We start from the raw sequence: 15,305 nt of genomic DNA, 5'->3' as shown, positions 1-15,305 counted from the left end.
TTTTGTGCTATCTGCAAAATAGGTACTATTAGATAATAGTCAAAACAGGGATAAGTATGCTGAAAGCACTCGATAATCAAAAGCAAAACATTGAGTCATTAGTGGCTGAACTCGCGAGACTAGTGGAAAAGGACTTGGAAAATGTCCCTACTAATGGTCTCCTTAGTGGCTTAGCTGGCCACTTATTATTTTTGTATCAAGCTGCTAGCTACCATAGTGGTTGGGTCGATGAGCAAAAGTTTAACCAAGCACTTAATAAGTTACAAAGTGAATTAGCAGAGCAAACACCTGAATTAAGTTCAGGACTCGCTGGTCAAGCCTGGGTGCTGGAGTATTTAAATCAATTAAGCGATGAAGATTACGATCCAGAGTTGCTTGAGGAAATAGACAACTACTTTGCTTCGGCACTAGACGCTTTTCCTTGGGCTGGTGAAATAGAAATGGTACTTGGGTTAGCCGGATACGCGCCTTACATTTCTCGCAGAGCCAAGAGGACGAATCAGACTATCTTGCTTGATCGACTCGTTACAGGTTATGAGTCTATCGCTATCAACTTAGCTGGAGACCAACTGACTTGGTCTCAACCAAAACACTCGTGTTACCGGTTTGAACAAGAAAGCACTGAGCAATATGAGTTTAACCTTGGCCTTGCACATGGCGTGCCTGGCATTATTGCGGCTTTAATACCAGCTCTGGAAGATGAAAATATGGCTGCTCGGGCAAAGAGGCTTATTATATCGAGTTGTGATTGGCTGCTTGAGCAACAGAACCAAGCTGGTGACAAGCAATCTTGCTTTGGCTCATGTGCTGGTGGAGATAACTATTCTCGTTTGGGGTGGTGCTACGGTGATTTAACAATTGCATTGACGCTTGCAAGGGTTGGGCGAGCTTTAGAGTTGCCAAGTTATGTTGAGCAAGCTCAGGAAATTGCACTGTTCAACGTCAATAGAGACGCAAAGCATGGCCATGTCTTCGATGCGGGGCTTTGCCATGGTTTCTTTGGTTTAGTGACAATTTATCAATTACTCAACAAGATTATACCACACCCTAAACTGGATCAGGCAGCTAAAGAATGGCTGGAGTATGGTCTAAATAAATATCAAAAAAGTGGTTTGGAAGCGCTGTATTTTTACAATGGATTTGACAAAGCATACCAAGAAAATTTTGGTTTCTTAATGGGTTACTCTGGTATTGGCTTAGCATTGATTGGTGTGCTAGACGACAATCTAGATTGGACTGATTGCTTATTAATGAGTTAAGGATAGTTATGCCGGCAACAATAAAAACAGACTCTTTTTTTGTACTAAGAGCACCAAAACTGCCAGTTGAAACACTTTTTGGTACACAAGATATTAATGAGATGCTTGGTGCTTGGCTGTCAGCACCTGGCGTGATAGAAGCGCTTTATGTGGCCAGTCCCTCGTTGCTAGAACGACTCGAGCAGTGGCGTGAAAAGCCCAACTCAAAGCAGGGTAAAAAAGTTGCGCTTGCCTTGCTGAGATATTTGATCCGTATGTCGTCTCGTCCCACACCATTTGGGCTTTTCTCAGGGATCCACACCGGTAAAATAGCAACCGAAACACGTCTGGTCAGTAAAAGTGCGCAGCAAGATGAACGTAAAACGCGTCTAGACATGTTTTTGCTCTCAGCCATTCGCTCGCATGTAGCTGAAGTAAAGGCTAAGTCGGAGCAATTAACCTATTTACCAAACCCATCCCACTACTTTATTGCCGATCAGTGTCGTTATATTGAAACCTACTTGTCAGATGACACTATGCAATATCGATTGAGTGCGATTGATAGTGATGAACATTTTCGCACCATGTTAAACTTGGCAAAACAGGGGATAAGCTTTCCGCAGCTCGTTAAGCAGTTTATGCGGCAGTATGAGGAAGCTGAATATGATGAAGTATGCGACTATCTTGAGGCGTTAATTAAAGAAGGGGTAATCGTCGCGAACATTCCGTTACCACTGACCGGGGAAAGTCCTGATGTTGCCCTAATCAAAGCGTTAAAAAAGTTTGCACCAGCAGAGATCACTGCAAAACTAGAGCATGCGATTGCCGATCTTGCTGTATTAGATAAGGCGGGAGAAGCCAGCCCCGAGCAATATCATAATATTTATCGGTATTTATCTGAGCTGCCAGTTAAAGTAAAAGAAAACATGCTGTTCCAGTCAGATACTTATCGTGCATTTTCTCTGTGTGAACTTTCTCAGCAAGAACTACAAAGAGTCAATAAACAACTTCAACTCATTGCCAGCTTGAGTCAACGCAAAAAGCATAACCCCTTAGAAAACTTCATTAATGAGTTTAATGCCCGCTTTGAAGGGCAGTTTGTTCCCTTGGATGTGGTGCTAGATGATGAGTCAGGTATCTGCGTCTCAACCGAGACTGGTTATGATGCGCCATTAGTCGCTGGTTTACAACTGGGTCGAGCAGGTCATATACAGCCAAGCGACCAAGAGCAGTCTGAGCTAGACTTCATTATTGAACAAGCAGTCTCTTTGCCGAGTAATTTGGGTAAAGCCACTATAGTGCTTAAAAGCAGCGACCTAAAGCAACGAGTAAAAAAACAAACGAAGTGTAATTTTCCAAGTTCAATGGCCGTCATGCTTAGTTTGTTTGAAGATGAACAGTCGCAAGCCATTATGAAGTTAAATGGCTGCTACGGTCCTTCTGCAGCGAACCTTTTAGGACGTTTTTGTCACTTAGATGAAAATCTAAAAACTTCGGTAATTGAGCATTTAGAACAAGAGCAAAACCACAGTAAAGACGTGATTTTTGCAGAAATCGTGCATATGCCGGAGGGGCGCCCAGGCAATGTCATCGCGCGACCCCATTTAAGGCAATATGAAATTGTTTTTATGGCAGACAGTGCCCTGGACCTGGAGTATCAAATTCCGCTCCATGATCTCTATGTGTGGGTTGAAAATAGAGAGGTGAAACTGTGGAGTAAACGTTTAGATAAACGGGTTATTCCAAGGCTATCAAGTGCCCATAACTTCTCAGCAAGAAGTTTAAGCGCGTATAAATTCCTCTGTATGCTCCAAAATCAAGAAACCGATATACCGAGATTTTCTTTACCATCAGGGTTAGCCAATGCAGCCTATGTTCCTCGTATCATGTTAGATAATATGATCTTAAGTGAAAAAACGTGGCGCATTGAGCGTAAGGAGCTAGAAGTTTTATTGGTTAATCAGCAGGTCGATAGCATTAAATTCAGTCAGCTTAAAGAAAAGTATTTACTAGATGATTGGGTGACCTTTGCGGCTGGAGATAACGTTTTGACACTGAATTTAAGACAAAGTGCCATGCTGGAAATTCTTTTAATGGAAACCAAAGGACGAAGAATGGTAGAGCTGAACGAAGCTCTGACATCTCAACTTGCTCCGCGTGTTCAAGATGATCAGGGGAGACACTACGCTAATGAAATCATTGTACCTTTGCTCAATGAAGAGGCTAACCCATATCGCCATTACTCTGAAAAACCGTTGGAGAACATAACGGCTACACCATTAACGCGACGCTTCAGTGCTGGTTCACAGTGGCTTAGCTTTAAAATATATTCGGGCAACACGGTCTTAGAGCAGTTATTGTTCGAGCATTTATTAGGGCTCATTGAAGCCAATCGCTCGTTGTTTGAGAAATGGTTTTTTATCCGCTATGGCGACCCTGACTGGCATCTACGTTTGCGCTTTTATGGTGAGCCAGAAGTGTTGTGTGGTGAGCTGCTGCCAAAGCTCAATCAGCTGTTGGCGCCAATGGTGGAAAGTACGCAGTTGCATAAGGTTGAGCTGATGACCTATGAGCGTGAAGTTGAGCGCTACGGTGGTCCTGAGTCGATGGCTTTGGTGGAATCACTCTTTATGGCCGACAGCGAATTAATCGCAAGAGCTTGTCAGCTGGTGGAAGAGTATGGTGAAGACATTCGCTGGCGTTTAGTACTGCAGTGCAGCGATAGGCTGTTAACGTTATTTGGCTACAGCCAAGCGCAAAAACTCGAGTTGCTTTCTTCTTTGCGTGCCGCTTTTGGCCGTGAATTTAATGAAACTAGTGCACTGCGCAAGCAACTCGGGCAACGCTATCGCGATTACCAGCCGCAGCTCGATTCGGATTTTGCACACATTCAGCTGTCTGAGCTGGCGCAATGCGATGAAAGCCAGCAGGCCATGTTAGCCTTATTGCAGGCTTGGCAGCAGCAGGCTGAGCCCATAATCAATAGCATTCATGACTTAATCGAGCGGGGTCAGCTTAACTGCAGTAAAGACACCTTAATGGGCTCACTATTACATATGCACAACAATCGCATGTTTAAAGCTTATGGCAGAGAGCAGGAGTTGGTGATCCACGATATGTTGAGAAGAAAGTATTTTTCTTCACAGCATGTGTCGCACTGAGCAACAAATGGGCAGGCTGCGGCCTGCCTTTTGCGTTAACAGCAAATTATTGAATTAAGTCTATACTTATCGCCAAGCGAAACAGCAATCACCATGGAGTAGAAAATGTGTAAAGCCTATTTGGCTATAGCGCTGCTCTTACTGAGCAGCTCGGTATGGGCTAAATTGCCACTAAATGATGAGTTGAAAGTCTTTTCCCGTTATTTGGGTACTTGGGAAGCTGAGTTTCCTGCGACTGAGGGCAAGCCGGCCATGGTTGATGTCAGTCAGTGGCAACGTGCACTTAATGGTACCGCAGTGCGGACTTTGCATTCCATTAATGACGGCATGTATGGCGGTGAGTCTTTAATTTTTTGGGATAACAGCAAAGAAAGCCTGGTTTTTTACTACTTCACCACCGCCGGCTTTTATACCCAAGGCACCATGGAAGCCATTAGCGATACTGAGTTTGTTGCTTATGAAGACGTGAGCAATAATAAAGATGGTATTACCAAAGTGAAATCCACCAGTCGCTTTGCTGATGGCCAGTTTACCGTGACTACCCAATACCTTAAAAACGGCGAATGGACCAAGCCCCAAGCTCGGGTTTACCAACGCAGCGATAAAGCGGTAAAGTTTAAATAACCGCTTTCAAGAGCTAAGCGAGCTATCTCAATCATTCATTTTTCAACCCCAAGGCACGATTACGAGGCGAAAATATGCAGCAGCGATTATTCTTTGGCATTGGCGTCGACGACTCGGCGCGAGAGCATATTGGTCAGTGGCTGGTGGACGATGTTGTGGCAACCAAAGCCAGTACCTTGCCGCGCAATTGGCATCTGACTTTAGCCTTTTTGGCGCTGGTAGAGGAGTCTCAAGTCGATACCTTATGTGACTTTGCCAGCGCGTTAACGGTGCCAAAATTTGAATTGCGCTTCAGTGGTCACGGCTACTGGCAGCACAATGGCATTTTTTACCTCAAGCCTGAGCAAAAGCCACAACCGCTGTTGGATCTTGCTAATCCTTTGCGGGCCTTGGCGCAAAAAAGCGATCTGTATCACGACCCCCACCCATTTTCGCCCCACATTACGCTATTTCGCGGCTGTAAGTCTGAACCACAGGTAGAGCAAGCGATTACACCTTTTAGCCTGAGTGTTAAAAAGTTTCATCTTTATCATTCACACCGCAATGAGCAAGGTCTGGTGTACGAACCCATCGCGTCTTTTTTTCTACAGTAACCCTTATCTTGGCTTTGAGCTTTGGCATGAAAGTCTATTACTTTCAAATTTTTTAGCTTGTGGCTAATAACGCGCTAGGTAAGGTATAAGCAAGTGGTAAGCTAGATGGTCAATAGCCGTTTTAGTCGCCTAGTGACTAACTCAAACCAAGAGAGTTTCACTCGCGGATAATTACCACATTGTAAAAATAATGCCTGAGTTGCCTCATTTCTGCTGGGGCTAATGCCATGCCGGCGGCACGCTGTGGCTGCGGCTTGCCAGTCTTGCTGAACAATGGCGGTAAGTAGCTCGGAAAAGTTTGCCTGTAAGGCGTCACAACCAATGTTATAGGCCATTTCCAGTAACGCCGTTTTAGCTGGTGTGGGTAACGCTTTATAGGGAATGCCGGTCACTGATTGTTTCGTTAGTAAAGTGCTTAGTACACGCTCAAAATGTTTGAGTCGCCTTGTTAATAACGCTTTGGAGATCTTTGGTGCCAGAGTTAATTTGGTGTGTTGTGCGTACCATGAAGCTTTATGGCCCTGTGGCTGCTGTGAGATGGTGTGATATTCGTCGAGCTTCTGTTGTAGGGTAGCCGTTTGCTTAGAGCGCCTGTCTATCAGTGGTAATTTACAGAACCTTTCCTTATTGGGGAGACGAAAGCCCATGCCAATGCTGGGAATACCATCAAGGTCTAAGTGAAGGTACAGTACTTCGCTTTCAAATTGCAGTAGGTGTTTTATAACCCCTTTGTAGAAGCGGTTGGGTCGGTTGAGCAATGTGACACCTCCGTGATGACCGATTTCTCATTGGTGACATAGCACTTCTTAAGTATAGAACAGTAACAGGCCTGCGCTTTAAAATTCTTTTTAGCATGGTCTATTTTATCCCACAGCCTCTGATTAAAAGTGCTTTTAGGCATGGTAAAAATGTTGTGTTTGGTTCGGACATCTCGTTTTCCTACGGAGATAAAAACACCTGGAGGGTTTCACCAATCTTTAAACGATTGTGAGACAACTGATTCCATTGCTTGAGCTTAGCCACGGTGACATTAAACTGCTTAGCGATACGCCATAAGCTATCTCCCCGCTTCACCTTATAATCTAGCTGTTTATCAGCCAAGATAGGCAGGATAAGCTGCTTACCAGCGCGGATGCGATCGCTTTTGAGACGATTAAATGCTTTTAGTTCGGCCACCGAAAGTTGATAGCGCTTGGCGATGGTACTGAGGCTATCGCCACGGCGTATGGTGTATTGTTGCCAGGTACCGGCGGGTATTTTGGGCAAGTCGGCGAGCATCGCATGCCACTCATCAACGCGCTTAGCCGGCACCACAACGTGCTTAGGCCCGCCCAATAAAGCCGGAAAGCGGGCATAGCCTGGATTCAACGTTGCAATCTCTTGCCAGCTACTCAAGTCAGTTAGAATGGCTCCTTGTTGTAGCTTAATCACCTCTAGCGTGGGCTGGTTAGCGATGGCAGGAAACTCCATTAAATCATGTTTGAGCAGCTGCGCGGCCGCCAGTAGCTTTGGTACATAATGGCGAGTTTGTCGCGGTAGCTTAAGATGAAAAAAATCGGTGGGTTTGCCTGCGCGTTTGTTGCGGGCAATGGCAGCCGCCACTCGGCCCTCTCCAGTGTTATAAGCGGCAATAGCATGATACCAATTACCATCAAAACGCTTATGTAAGTATTGCAAAAAATCCAATGCAACACGGGTTGAGTCAACAATATCTTGGCGACCGTCGTACCAGTTATTAATTTTAGCGCCATAGTGCTTGGCAATCAGAGGGGTAAGTTGCCACAAACCCGACGCATGCTTGTGTGAGTAAGCTTGAGTATTAAAGTCGCTTTCTATTAGCGGCATTAAGGCCAGCTCAATAGGCATGTTACGCTGCTCAACTTGCTCCACCAAATAATACAGCAAAGGGGCAGCGCGCTCGCTGATGGTATGCATGTAGTTTGGGTGTTTTAAATACCACTCAATACGACGTTTTACCCGAGGGTCATTAGAGTCAGCAAAGCTCAGTTGTGCCTTTATTCTTAGCCATAAATTGTCGCTCGCAAGCGGATCAAAGGAGGGGGTTAGCTCAACGTTTGATGTGCTTGCAACAGAGGTTGGCTGTGGCTCCTTAGCTACCTGTTGAGGGTTTGTCGATGCTGAATGCTGAGGGGGTGCTGGCTGTATTTGACTACAGCCGTTTAACAGCAAAATACCAACAAGTAGTGGTGTAATGAGGTTTTTCATAACGCCTTTTTATTATCCTTTTATTATTATGCAGTCCATGTCGCAGGCCTGAACCACATAAGATTGTATATAAGTTCGGTGCAAATGCAAAAATCAGCATGATAGCAGTTGTGGTTGGCTAGTGTAGGGCGATGAAATGGATACAAAATGAACTTCTGAGTTACAGTATTTAGCATTGATTAATAGATTTCTCGCAATAGCACGCGGTTGCTTAGTGAGCGTCTAGTAATTATTTACTCAAGACGCAGTTGCTGCTTAAATTGTGCTTTGTAGGTTCTTGAAAGCGTTATTACTTTCCCACTTTGCAATGCTATTTCACTGTCACCACTGGCAAGCGGGGTGATACTCACCACCTTTGCAACATTAATGGCAAAAGAGCGATGAACGCGCACAAAGCCCACGGGATCTAAGCGCTGACATAACGAAGTAAGCGTTGAACGTAGCGGGTAAATGCGGCCATTTAAGTGCAAATTGACGTAATTCCCAGACGACTGTAACCATTCAACCTCTTCAACTTTAACGATAAATTCTTTACCAAGCTTACGTACTAATAAATGATGAATAGGTTTAGAAGGTGTGTCACCTTCTTCACTTTCTTGTTTTATTGGTGACGCCTCGCCAAGCATATGGGATACACTAAATTGATACCCTTTTATGAGTGCAATAAAGAACACTAAACTCCAGGCATCTTTTTGATATTCATAGATAAGTTCAAACCAGGAAAGGTGGAAGTTGTACTCTCGTTGCAAGCTAAAATAAATCGTTTCACGTAATAGCACCATGATGCCAACATGGCTAATACAAAATATCAGTGAAGCAATAAAAAAGCGCGCTGCGACCTTAAAAGGCTTGTGCCAAAGCCAAGGAAAAGTACTCAAGTACCATGATATAGCTGGAATTAAAGCCAAACTGGCCGCGGCGCTGGTATATTCCCATACAAAAGGTTCCCACAGCGCAAAGTTGAGCTGCGCATCTCGTTTGGCATCCATGATCTGTGTAATGGCGTTTAAGGTGTTATTAATTGCCAGAAAGAGCGCGAGTAAAAGCATGGCCATCAACGGATGGTATTGCTGAATAAAGGTACGTGAAAACATCATGGTTTAAGTTTTTCTTTTACTCTAGCAAGTGGAAGCAAAGTGGTCACTTCTTTTATCCCACTAATCCACGGTTTATCCCTCGTCGTTGTTATATAAGCAAATTTTGGTTTGTTTAGACACCGAACTGGAGCAGTTTAAAAGTACGTTTACTGCCAAAAAGAAATTAAACATGGAGCATTTAAACCGGCGAGTGGAGCTAGACTGGCTGCGTGTCATTGCATTTGCAGTACTCATTTTTTATCACACCGCCATGTTGTATGTGCCCAACTGGGAGTTTCACTACAAGAGCGCTTACACTGCGGTTTGGCTAGAGTATTTGATGCTATTGCTTTCACCGTGGCGGATGTTGCTTATTTGGTTTATCTCGGGGGTAGCCCTTAGATACATTTTTGACAAACAAGGGGCATGTACCGCAATGCTTTTTCGTACCCCTTTGCTATTACTGCCATTACTGTTTGGTGTCTGGGTTGTTGTGCCTGTGCAACTTTATGCCGAAATGCAGCAAAATGCTGGCATGACGCTAGGGTATGTCGACTTTTATAAGCAGTTTATTGACCTTAATAGCCCTCTGTTTAATCAGTATCAAAGTGGCATTTGGCCCCATGTCGATGTTAATCACCTTTGGTACTTGCGAGAGTTATGGTGCTTTACTCTGCTTCTCGCTGTGTTGCATATTGTTTTTACCTCTAAGCTTCAAGTCATGTTGCTGCGTGGGATAGTCTTACCGGGAGCACCTTACCTCTTGAGTGCCCTTGCTGTTCTAAGTTTACTCTGGGCTCAGTTAGCGTTAGAGGGAGATAACCAAAGAGAGTTGCAAGGCTTTGTGTTTTTGTTTGCAGGTTACCTATTGGCCAAACAGCAACAATTTTGGGTCTGGCTGGCTCACCACAGTACAGTGTTACTATGGATTTGTGCTGCCAATACTTTGATTATACTGCTTTTATATCATTTTTACTGGTTGCGAGGCTCGCTTTCCCCTATCATTGTTTGGGGCGGTGGTATTGTCTTGGTATTGCAGCGCGTGTGTGCCGTTTTGTTGCTACTTGCATTGGCTGCTCGCTACCTTACTCGCCCTCATCCGTTGCTGGCGAGACTTAACAAAGCGGTGTTTCCCATTTATCTATGGCATCAAAGCGTGATCATAGCTTTAGCGTTATGGTTAAATCAGTATCACCTAGGTGGTGTGTTGGAAGGCTTATTGGTACTGCTAGGCACGGGACTGTTCTCTTGGCTTTTATATCGGCTTACACCCAGATTGGGCTCAATAGGGCTAATAATGGGCTATCGCAGCCACACTTTGACGCGAAATAAATGGCTATGGCTCTTTGGGTGTGTGTTGTTGCTGCCACTAATAATGCGCATTACATAAACTTGCTGGTGCCCCCTTTGCAGGGTGTTAACCAAACACACAGCGAAAACAGGCGCCTTGTTGGCGTTTAAGATAAATTAAATCGCCACCATGATTAATCATGACCTGCCGTGAGAGACTTAAGCCGATCCCGGAGCCCTGTTGTTTAGTGGTAAAAAATGGCACGAAAATCATGTCTACCACATGCTCGGCGACACCGGGGCCATTATCGCTAATTTCTATGTAATGCTGGCCGGCATTATTTACTCCAGTCTTTAACATCACTTGGCGAGTACTTTGTTCGTCTAAGCCATTGTCTTTTGGCAGCGCTTCAATGGCATTTTTGCTTAAGTTAATCAGTACTTGCTCAATTTGAGCCGCATCTAACATCACCAGCTGCGAGTGCCTGATATCGAGTTGCAAGTCGATGCCAGCTTCAGCACAGCTTGGTTGCTGTAATTGATAAATCCCTTCTAACAGTGGCGCAAGCTGGGTGGGCTGCAAAGCCGGACTAGGTAAATTACTGACGCGTCTGAAGCGCGCGATAAAATCACCTAAATACTCTGTGCGTTTGGCCAGTGTTTGCAGCGCTAAAGCCAGGTCTTGTTTATCTTCTTCCTCGTCAAAACATAATGTCTCAGGAAGTAACCCCGCACAGGTTTGGGCAATGGACGACAGCGGAGTGATAGAGTTCGCCACCTCATGGGTCAGTACCTTGGTGAGGCGCTTATAGGCCTGTTGCTCTTTATTTTGTAAGGCATCTCGAATGGACTGTAAAGTGACGATTTTACGAATTTGCCCTTGAATTTGTGCTGATGTAATTTGTATAGACAAGTTATCTTGCTGCTCGCCATATTGCCAATTTGCAATGGTTTTCAATCTGTTATCACAGGCTTTAACCAGTGGCGCGATGTTTTCTAACTCTTCGCTGTGATTGATGGTTTTGCCGAGCAACCGAGCGACTGCTGGATTTGATTCAATCACATTACCGTCGCTGTCGAACACCAACACGGCCAAGTCGATATGCACCAGTAGGGTTTGTAAAAAGTGCGCCTGCTGCTCGGCGGTTAACCGCGCGCTTTGGAACCGGGTTTTAATTTCTTCTAAGTGCTGCCGCATGGGATGATGTTGGCTCAGCCCCAAAGAGCTATCGCCATTGGCTAGAGACTTAAGCACAAAAGTCATGTGCTTGTTTTGCTTGTTAAACTGCAAATATAAAGCTGCAATAAACGCCATGGCAAGAAGGGTAAGTAACAGCCAAGTTGCCGAAAATCCATCTTGTATATACAAATATTGTGACAGTCCACTTACGGTGATTAGCGCGATGATAGTAAAGAAAAAAACAACGCTAGGGTGGTGAGCAAGGCGAGTCATTTTGTCATCCTACAAATCGTATTTTTCTAAGCGGCGATACATGGCACCTCGGGTTAGTCCGAGTGCTTTGGCGGCATTTGAAACATTTCCCTGATAGTGCTTGAGCGCCGCGCGAACCGTACGTTGTTCAATTTCTTCAAGGTTAAAGGTGCCTTCGACAGTGGGTATACTTGTGTGCGCACTATCTTTCAGATTGGCAGGCGTTGTTGTGTGGTTAGTAGCAATCACGGTACTAATATCTAAATGCTCGCTGTCACTTAAAATCACCGCACGTTCAATTGCATGGGCAAGCTCTCTGACATTACCTGGCCACGGGTAGGCTTGCAGTCTTTGCATGTCGCTGCTTTGCACTTCAAGTTGGCGCTTGTACTTATGGCAAAAGTGTTCTAAGTAGTAGTTTACTAGCAGTGGAATATCATCGACACGCTCACGCAGCGGCGGAAGACGGATCTCCACGGTATTGATGCGATAGAGTAAATCTTGCCGAAATCGCCCTTCCTCAACCGCTTGTTGCAGGTTGTCATTGGTGGCACAGATCAGTCGTATGTCTACCGCGATGGGCTTGTTGCCACCCACAGGAGTCACTTGTCGATTCTGTAGGGCTGCAAGCAAGGTGGTTTGTTGGTTTATGGGCAGGTTGCCCAACTCATCCAAGAATAAACTGCCTTTATGTGCGAGCTCAAAGCGGCCGACCTTATCGCTTTTGGCGTCGGTAAATGCCCCTTTTTTATGACCAAATAGCTCGCTTTCAAACAAATTGTCGGAGATAGCCCCCATATCTAAACTGATAAAGGCATTATCGCGACGCATACTAGCTTGGTGAATGGCGTGGGCCGCCAGTTCTTTACCTGTGCCACTCTCTCCGGTGAGCAAAATGTTGGCATCGGTGAGCGCCGCACGCTCGATGGTGCTAAATACGTTTTGCATGGCAGTGCTTTGACCTAAAAAGGCAAATTGCTGGGTGCCACTGCTCTGGTTTAGCGCTTGGTTTAAGCCTTGTGTTTGACGAGTAAGCTTACCCACTTGTTGCTTGTCTTTGGCGTGAGCAAGTGCGGCGGCAACGGCTCCTAAAAGTTGGTCGTTTTGCCATGGTTTAGCGATAAAGTCTGCGGCCCCGGCTTTGATGGCATCAACAGCGAGTTGAATGTCGCCATAGGCGGTCATTAATAACACCACGATGCTGGGGTCTTGTGCGACGATTTTCTTTAACCAATAAAAGCCTTCTTTGCCGCTGATGGCGTCTTGGCTAAAGTTCATATCGAGTAAGATAACGTCTATTTGTTGCGCTGCAATGTGCGCCTCTATATCGAAAGGGTTATCTGTGGTGATGATGGTTTGGTAATGCTTTTTTAGCAATAGCTTTGCAGCAATTAATACATCGCTGTTGTCGTCGACAATTAATATGGTGCCTTCCTGCTTCATACCCTAATCGCTTTATTTTTCTTTTAGCGTACCGCAACCGTTTACATCTCGTCTACAAAAAGTGTTCATTTATGGACACTTTGCTGATGTTAATGTGTTCTATTTCCGGACACTCGTCGATCCTGAATAACAATGAAAAAGGTTAACCTTATGTTTTTAAATGAAAATTACACTTTGGCATAGCCCTTGATTATAGTTACCCATATTCGCTAACAACGATTCAACAGATAAAGCACAATAGGCGTGATTATGGATAAGAAAATAGAGCGTTCAGGATTACAAAAACACCTTAAAAAAGCCGTTGTGGCTGGGGTACTGCTTGGTATTGCAGCCGCGGCTGTGGCATTTAATAACACCGCTTCGTCGGGTCGTAGCCAAAACCTAGAGCTGAGTAATTTAACCGTCAGCACAGTAAAGCAGGGCGCATTCGTGGATGCTTTGAGTCTGCGCGGTCGAGTGGTGCCAAAAACCACCATTTACTTAGATACCATCGCTGGTGGTCAGGTAGAAGAACGTTTGGTAGAGCAAGGTGAGTACGTTGAAGCGGGTCAGCCACTGGTAAGATTAAGTAACACCAGTTTACAGCTGGATGTCATGAGCCGCGAAGCACAGGTCACCGAGCAGCTTAACTTCTTGCGCAATACGCAAATGACGATGGCAACGAGTCGCCTTAATTTACGTCGTGACTTACTGGAAATCGACCTAAAAATAAGCCACTTGGAGCGCCGTTATAAGCAATCTAAACCGCTGGTTGAAAAAGGCGTGCTAGCAACTGATAGCTTGTCGGAAATTGAAGAGGATTTACAGTATTACAAAGCTCGTAAAGAGTTAACGCTAGAGCGCCAGGCTCAAGAAAACTCCATTCGCAAAGTGCAAGTTGAGCAGTTGGAAGACAGTGCCAAAATGCTGCAAAAAAACCTACAATTTGCGCGTAAAAACCTCGAAAACCTACTGATCAAGGCACCTGTTTCTGGCTATTTGAGTGAGCTGGACGTCGAAATCGGCGCCTCAAAGCAAAAAGGCGCACGCCTCGGGCAAATTGACATTCCCGATGAATACAAGCTAGTGGTGCGACTTGATGAGTTTTACCTAAACCAAGTACAACCTGATATGGCGGTGAATGTGATGCTAGATAGTGGCATTGTCACCGCTAAAGTGAGCAAAATTGATAGCCGAGTAACGCAGTCACAATTTCAAATCGAAGTGGCACTGCCAACTGGCCAAAACGATATTAAACGCGGCCAAAGCATCGACGTAGAGCTAATGTTGGGCGGCAACAAAGAAAATGCATTATTGCTAAAACGCGGCGCCTTTTTTACCAGCTCCGGTGGTAACTGGGTCTATGTACTGACAAGTGATGGTAAAACCGCTGAACGTCGCGACATTCGCCTAGGCAAGAAGAATCAAGATTACTACGAAGTGTTAGATGGCCTATCGCCTGGTGAGCAAGTGATCACCTCAAGCTACAGCAACTTCGACAAAGCGCAACAGCTAAATTTCTAAGGACATAAGAATGATAAAGTTAACTAATTTAAACCGTGTATTTCGTACTCAAGACGTTGAAACAACTGCGCTAAGTGAGATTAATTTAACCGTTAACGAAGGCGAATTTGTGGCCATTATGGGCCCTTCTGGTTGTGGTAAATCGACGCTACTTTCGATTCTGGGGATGTTGGACTCACCATCTTCTGGTCAGTTTGAATTTGCTGGCACAGACATCGCAGGCTACAGCGAGAAGCAGTTATCACAGCTGCGCAAAGCCGCCATTGGCTTTGTCTTTCAAAGCTTTAACCTTATCGATGAATTAACCGTATTTGAGAACGTCGAGCTACCGCTGCAATACCAAAATATCTCAAAAAGTGAACGCAAACAGCGCGTAGAAGAGATTTTAAAACGTGTCGCCATTGACCACCGTGCCGAGCACTTGCCGCAACAGCTTTCTGGTGGTCAGCAGCAACGTGTAGCCGTAGCCAGAGCCTTGGTGATTAATCCAAAACTGATTTTAGCCGATGAGCCCACCGGTAACTTGGACTCGAAAAATGGTGAAGAAGTTATGGCCATGTTACGTGAGCTCAACCGTGAAGGCACCACAGTGATCATGGTGACGCACTCGGAAAAAGAGGGCAGCTACGCCGATAGACTGGTGCGCCTATTAGATGGCCAAATCATGCTAGACAAGGCTAATGAGCAAAACACCCTTCACAGCAGCGAGGTTGCGTAAC

General features: G+C 45.1%; 12 protein-coding genes. 7 read left to right on the top strand and 5 right to left on the bottom strand.

What is annotated here, in order from left to right; genetic code table 11:
• The first annotated feature begins 56 nt into the window (after positions 1-56).
• The 4 genes from R3P39_RS13365 to thpR all read left to right on the top strand — a co-directional run bounded on the left by R3P39_RS13365 (position 57) and on the right by thpR (position 5,616).
• On the top strand, positions 57-1,259 hold the full coding sequence (locus R3P39_RS13365) for a lanthionine synthetase C family protein (RefSeq protein ID WP_336568050.1): 1,203 nt from the start codon (positions 57-59) through the stop codon (positions 1,257-1,259).
• Positions 1,260-1,267: 8 nt separating this feature from the next.
• Positions 1,268-4,399 (top strand): lantibiotic dehydratase, encoded by a 3,132-nt coding sequence (locus R3P39_RS13360; RefSeq protein WP_336568049.1) that lies wholly within the window; start codon positions 1,268-1,270, stop codon positions 4,397-4,399.
• 105 nt (positions 4,400-4,504) lie between these two features.
• Positions 4,505-5,023, top strand: a complete 519-nt coding sequence (locus R3P39_RS13355; RefSeq protein ID WP_336568048.1) for a hypothetical protein — start codon at positions 4,505-4,507, stop codon at positions 5,021-5,023.
• A gap of 74 nt (positions 5,024-5,097) precedes the next feature.
• Positions 5,098-5,616 carry an RNA 2',3'-cyclic phosphodiesterase gene (gene thpR / locus R3P39_RS13350; protein ID WP_336568047.1) on the top strand — a complete coding sequence of 173 codons (519 nt, stop codon included), beginning with the start codon at positions 5,098-5,100 and terminating at the stop codon, positions 5,614-5,616.
• 101 nt (positions 5,617-5,717) lie between these two features.
• Here thpR and R3P39_RS13345 read toward each other — a convergent pair whose 3' ends face one another.
• The 3 genes from R3P39_RS13345 to R3P39_RS13335 form a co-directional block, all read right to left on the bottom strand.
• Entirely contained in the window at positions 5,718-6,374 is a 657-nt protein-coding gene (locus R3P39_RS13345) for a glycoside hydrolase family protein (protein ID WP_336568046.1), read from the bottom strand.
• Positions 6,375-6,555: 181 nt separating this feature from the next.
• Positions 6,556-7,842 carry a LysM peptidoglycan-binding domain-containing protein gene (locus tag R3P39_RS13340; RefSeq protein WP_336568045.1) on the bottom strand — a complete coding sequence of 429 codons (1,287 nt, stop codon included), beginning with the start codon at positions 7,840-7,842 and terminating at the stop codon, positions 6,556-6,558.
• Positions 7,843-8,075: 233 nt separating this feature from the next.
• Positions 8,076-8,939, bottom strand: coding sequence for a LytR/AlgR family response regulator transcription factor (locus R3P39_RS13335; protein ID WP_336568044.1), 864 nt, complete (start codon positions 8,937-8,939; stop codon positions 8,076-8,078).
• Between the two features lie 169 nt (positions 8,940-9,108).
• Between R3P39_RS13335 and R3P39_RS13330 the strand changes: the two genes are divergently transcribed.
• Positions 9,109-10,308, top strand: a complete 1,200-nt coding sequence (locus tag R3P39_RS13330) for an acyltransferase family protein (protein WP_336568042.1) — start codon at positions 9,109-9,111, stop codon at positions 10,306-10,308.
• A gap of 27 nt (positions 10,309-10,335) precedes the next feature.
• Here the strand turns inward: R3P39_RS13330 and R3P39_RS13325 are convergent, their stop codons facing one another.
• Both R3P39_RS13325 and R3P39_RS13320 read right to left on the bottom strand, forming a co-directional pair.
• A complete protein-coding gene (locus R3P39_RS13325) occupies positions 10,336-11,661 on the bottom strand; it encodes a sensor histidine kinase (protein WP_336568041.1) in 1,326 nt (441 codons plus the stop codon).
• A 9-nt stretch (positions 11,662-11,670) separates the two neighbouring features.
• Positions 11,671-13,083 carry a sigma-54-dependent transcriptional regulator gene (locus R3P39_RS13320; protein ID WP_336568040.1) on the bottom strand — a complete coding sequence of 471 codons (1,413 nt, stop codon included), beginning with the start codon at positions 13,081-13,083 and terminating at the stop codon, positions 11,671-11,673.
• Between the two features lie 249 nt (positions 13,084-13,332).
• Between R3P39_RS13320 and R3P39_RS13315 the strand changes: the two genes are divergently transcribed.
• Together R3P39_RS13315 and R3P39_RS13310 are read left to right on the top strand one after the other, a co-directional pair.
• Positions 13,333-14,586 carry an efflux RND transporter periplasmic adaptor subunit gene (locus tag R3P39_RS13315; protein WP_336568039.1) on the top strand — a complete coding sequence of 418 codons (1,254 nt, stop codon included), beginning with the start codon at positions 13,333-13,335 and terminating at the stop codon, positions 14,584-14,586.
• A 10-nt stretch (positions 14,587-14,596) separates the two neighbouring features.
• A complete protein-coding gene (locus R3P39_RS13310) occupies positions 14,597-15,304 on the top strand; it encodes an ABC transporter ATP-binding protein (protein WP_336568038.1) in 708 nt (235 codons plus the stop codon).
• Position 15,305 lies beyond the last annotated feature (1 nt).

The organism is Pseudoalteromonas sp. UG3-2 (assembly GCF_037120705.1).
In the GTDB taxonomy this organism is placed as follows: Bacteria; Pseudomonadota; Gammaproteobacteria; order Enterobacterales; family Alteromonadaceae; genus Pseudoalteromonas.
This window is presented reverse-complemented; position numbering and strand designations above follow the sequence as displayed.

What these genes read in the sequence shown, in the direction of transcription:
- R3P39_RS13340 (WP_336568045.1), bottom strand. Translation starts at nt 7,842, where the DNA reads ATGAAAAACCTCATTACACCACTACTTGTTGGTATTTTGCTGTTAAAC.
- R3P39_RS13310 (WP_336568038.1), top strand. Translation starts at nt 14,597, where the DNA reads ATGATAAAGTTAACTAATTTAAACCGTGTATTTCGTACTCAAGACGTT.
- R3P39_RS13325 (WP_336568041.1), bottom strand. Translation starts at nt 11,661, where the DNA reads ATGACTCGCCTTGCTCACCACCCTAGCGTTGTTTTTTTCTTTACTATC.
- R3P39_RS13335 (WP_336568044.1), bottom strand. Translation starts at nt 8,939, where the DNA reads ATGATGTTTTCACGTACCTTTATTCAGCAATACCATCCGTTGATGGCC.
- R3P39_RS13320 (WP_336568040.1), bottom strand. Translation starts at nt 13,083, where the DNA reads ATGAAGCAGGAAGGCACCATATTAATTGTCGACGACAACAGCGATGTA.
- R3P39_RS13360 (WP_336568049.1), top strand. Translation starts at nt 1,268, where the DNA reads ATGCCGGCAACAATAAAAACAGACTCTTTTTTTGTACTAAGAGCACCA.
- R3P39_RS13365 (WP_336568050.1), top strand. Translation starts at nt 57, where the DNA reads ATGCTGAAAGCACTCGATAATCAAAAGCAAAACATTGAGTCATTAGTG.
- R3P39_RS13355 (WP_336568048.1), top strand. Translation starts at nt 4,505, where the DNA reads ATGTGTAAAGCCTATTTGGCTATAGCGCTGCTCTTACTGAGCAGCTCG.
- thpR (WP_336568047.1), top strand. Translation starts at nt 5,098, where the DNA reads ATGCAGCAGCGATTATTCTTTGGCATTGGCGTCGACGACTCGGCGCGA.
- R3P39_RS13330 (WP_336568042.1), top strand. Translation starts at nt 9,109, where the DNA reads ATGGAGCATTTAAACCGGCGAGTGGAGCTAGACTGGCTGCGTGTCATT.
- R3P39_RS13315 (WP_336568039.1), top strand. Translation starts at nt 13,333, where the DNA reads ATGGATAAGAAAATAGAGCGTTCAGGATTACAAAAACACCTTAAAAAA.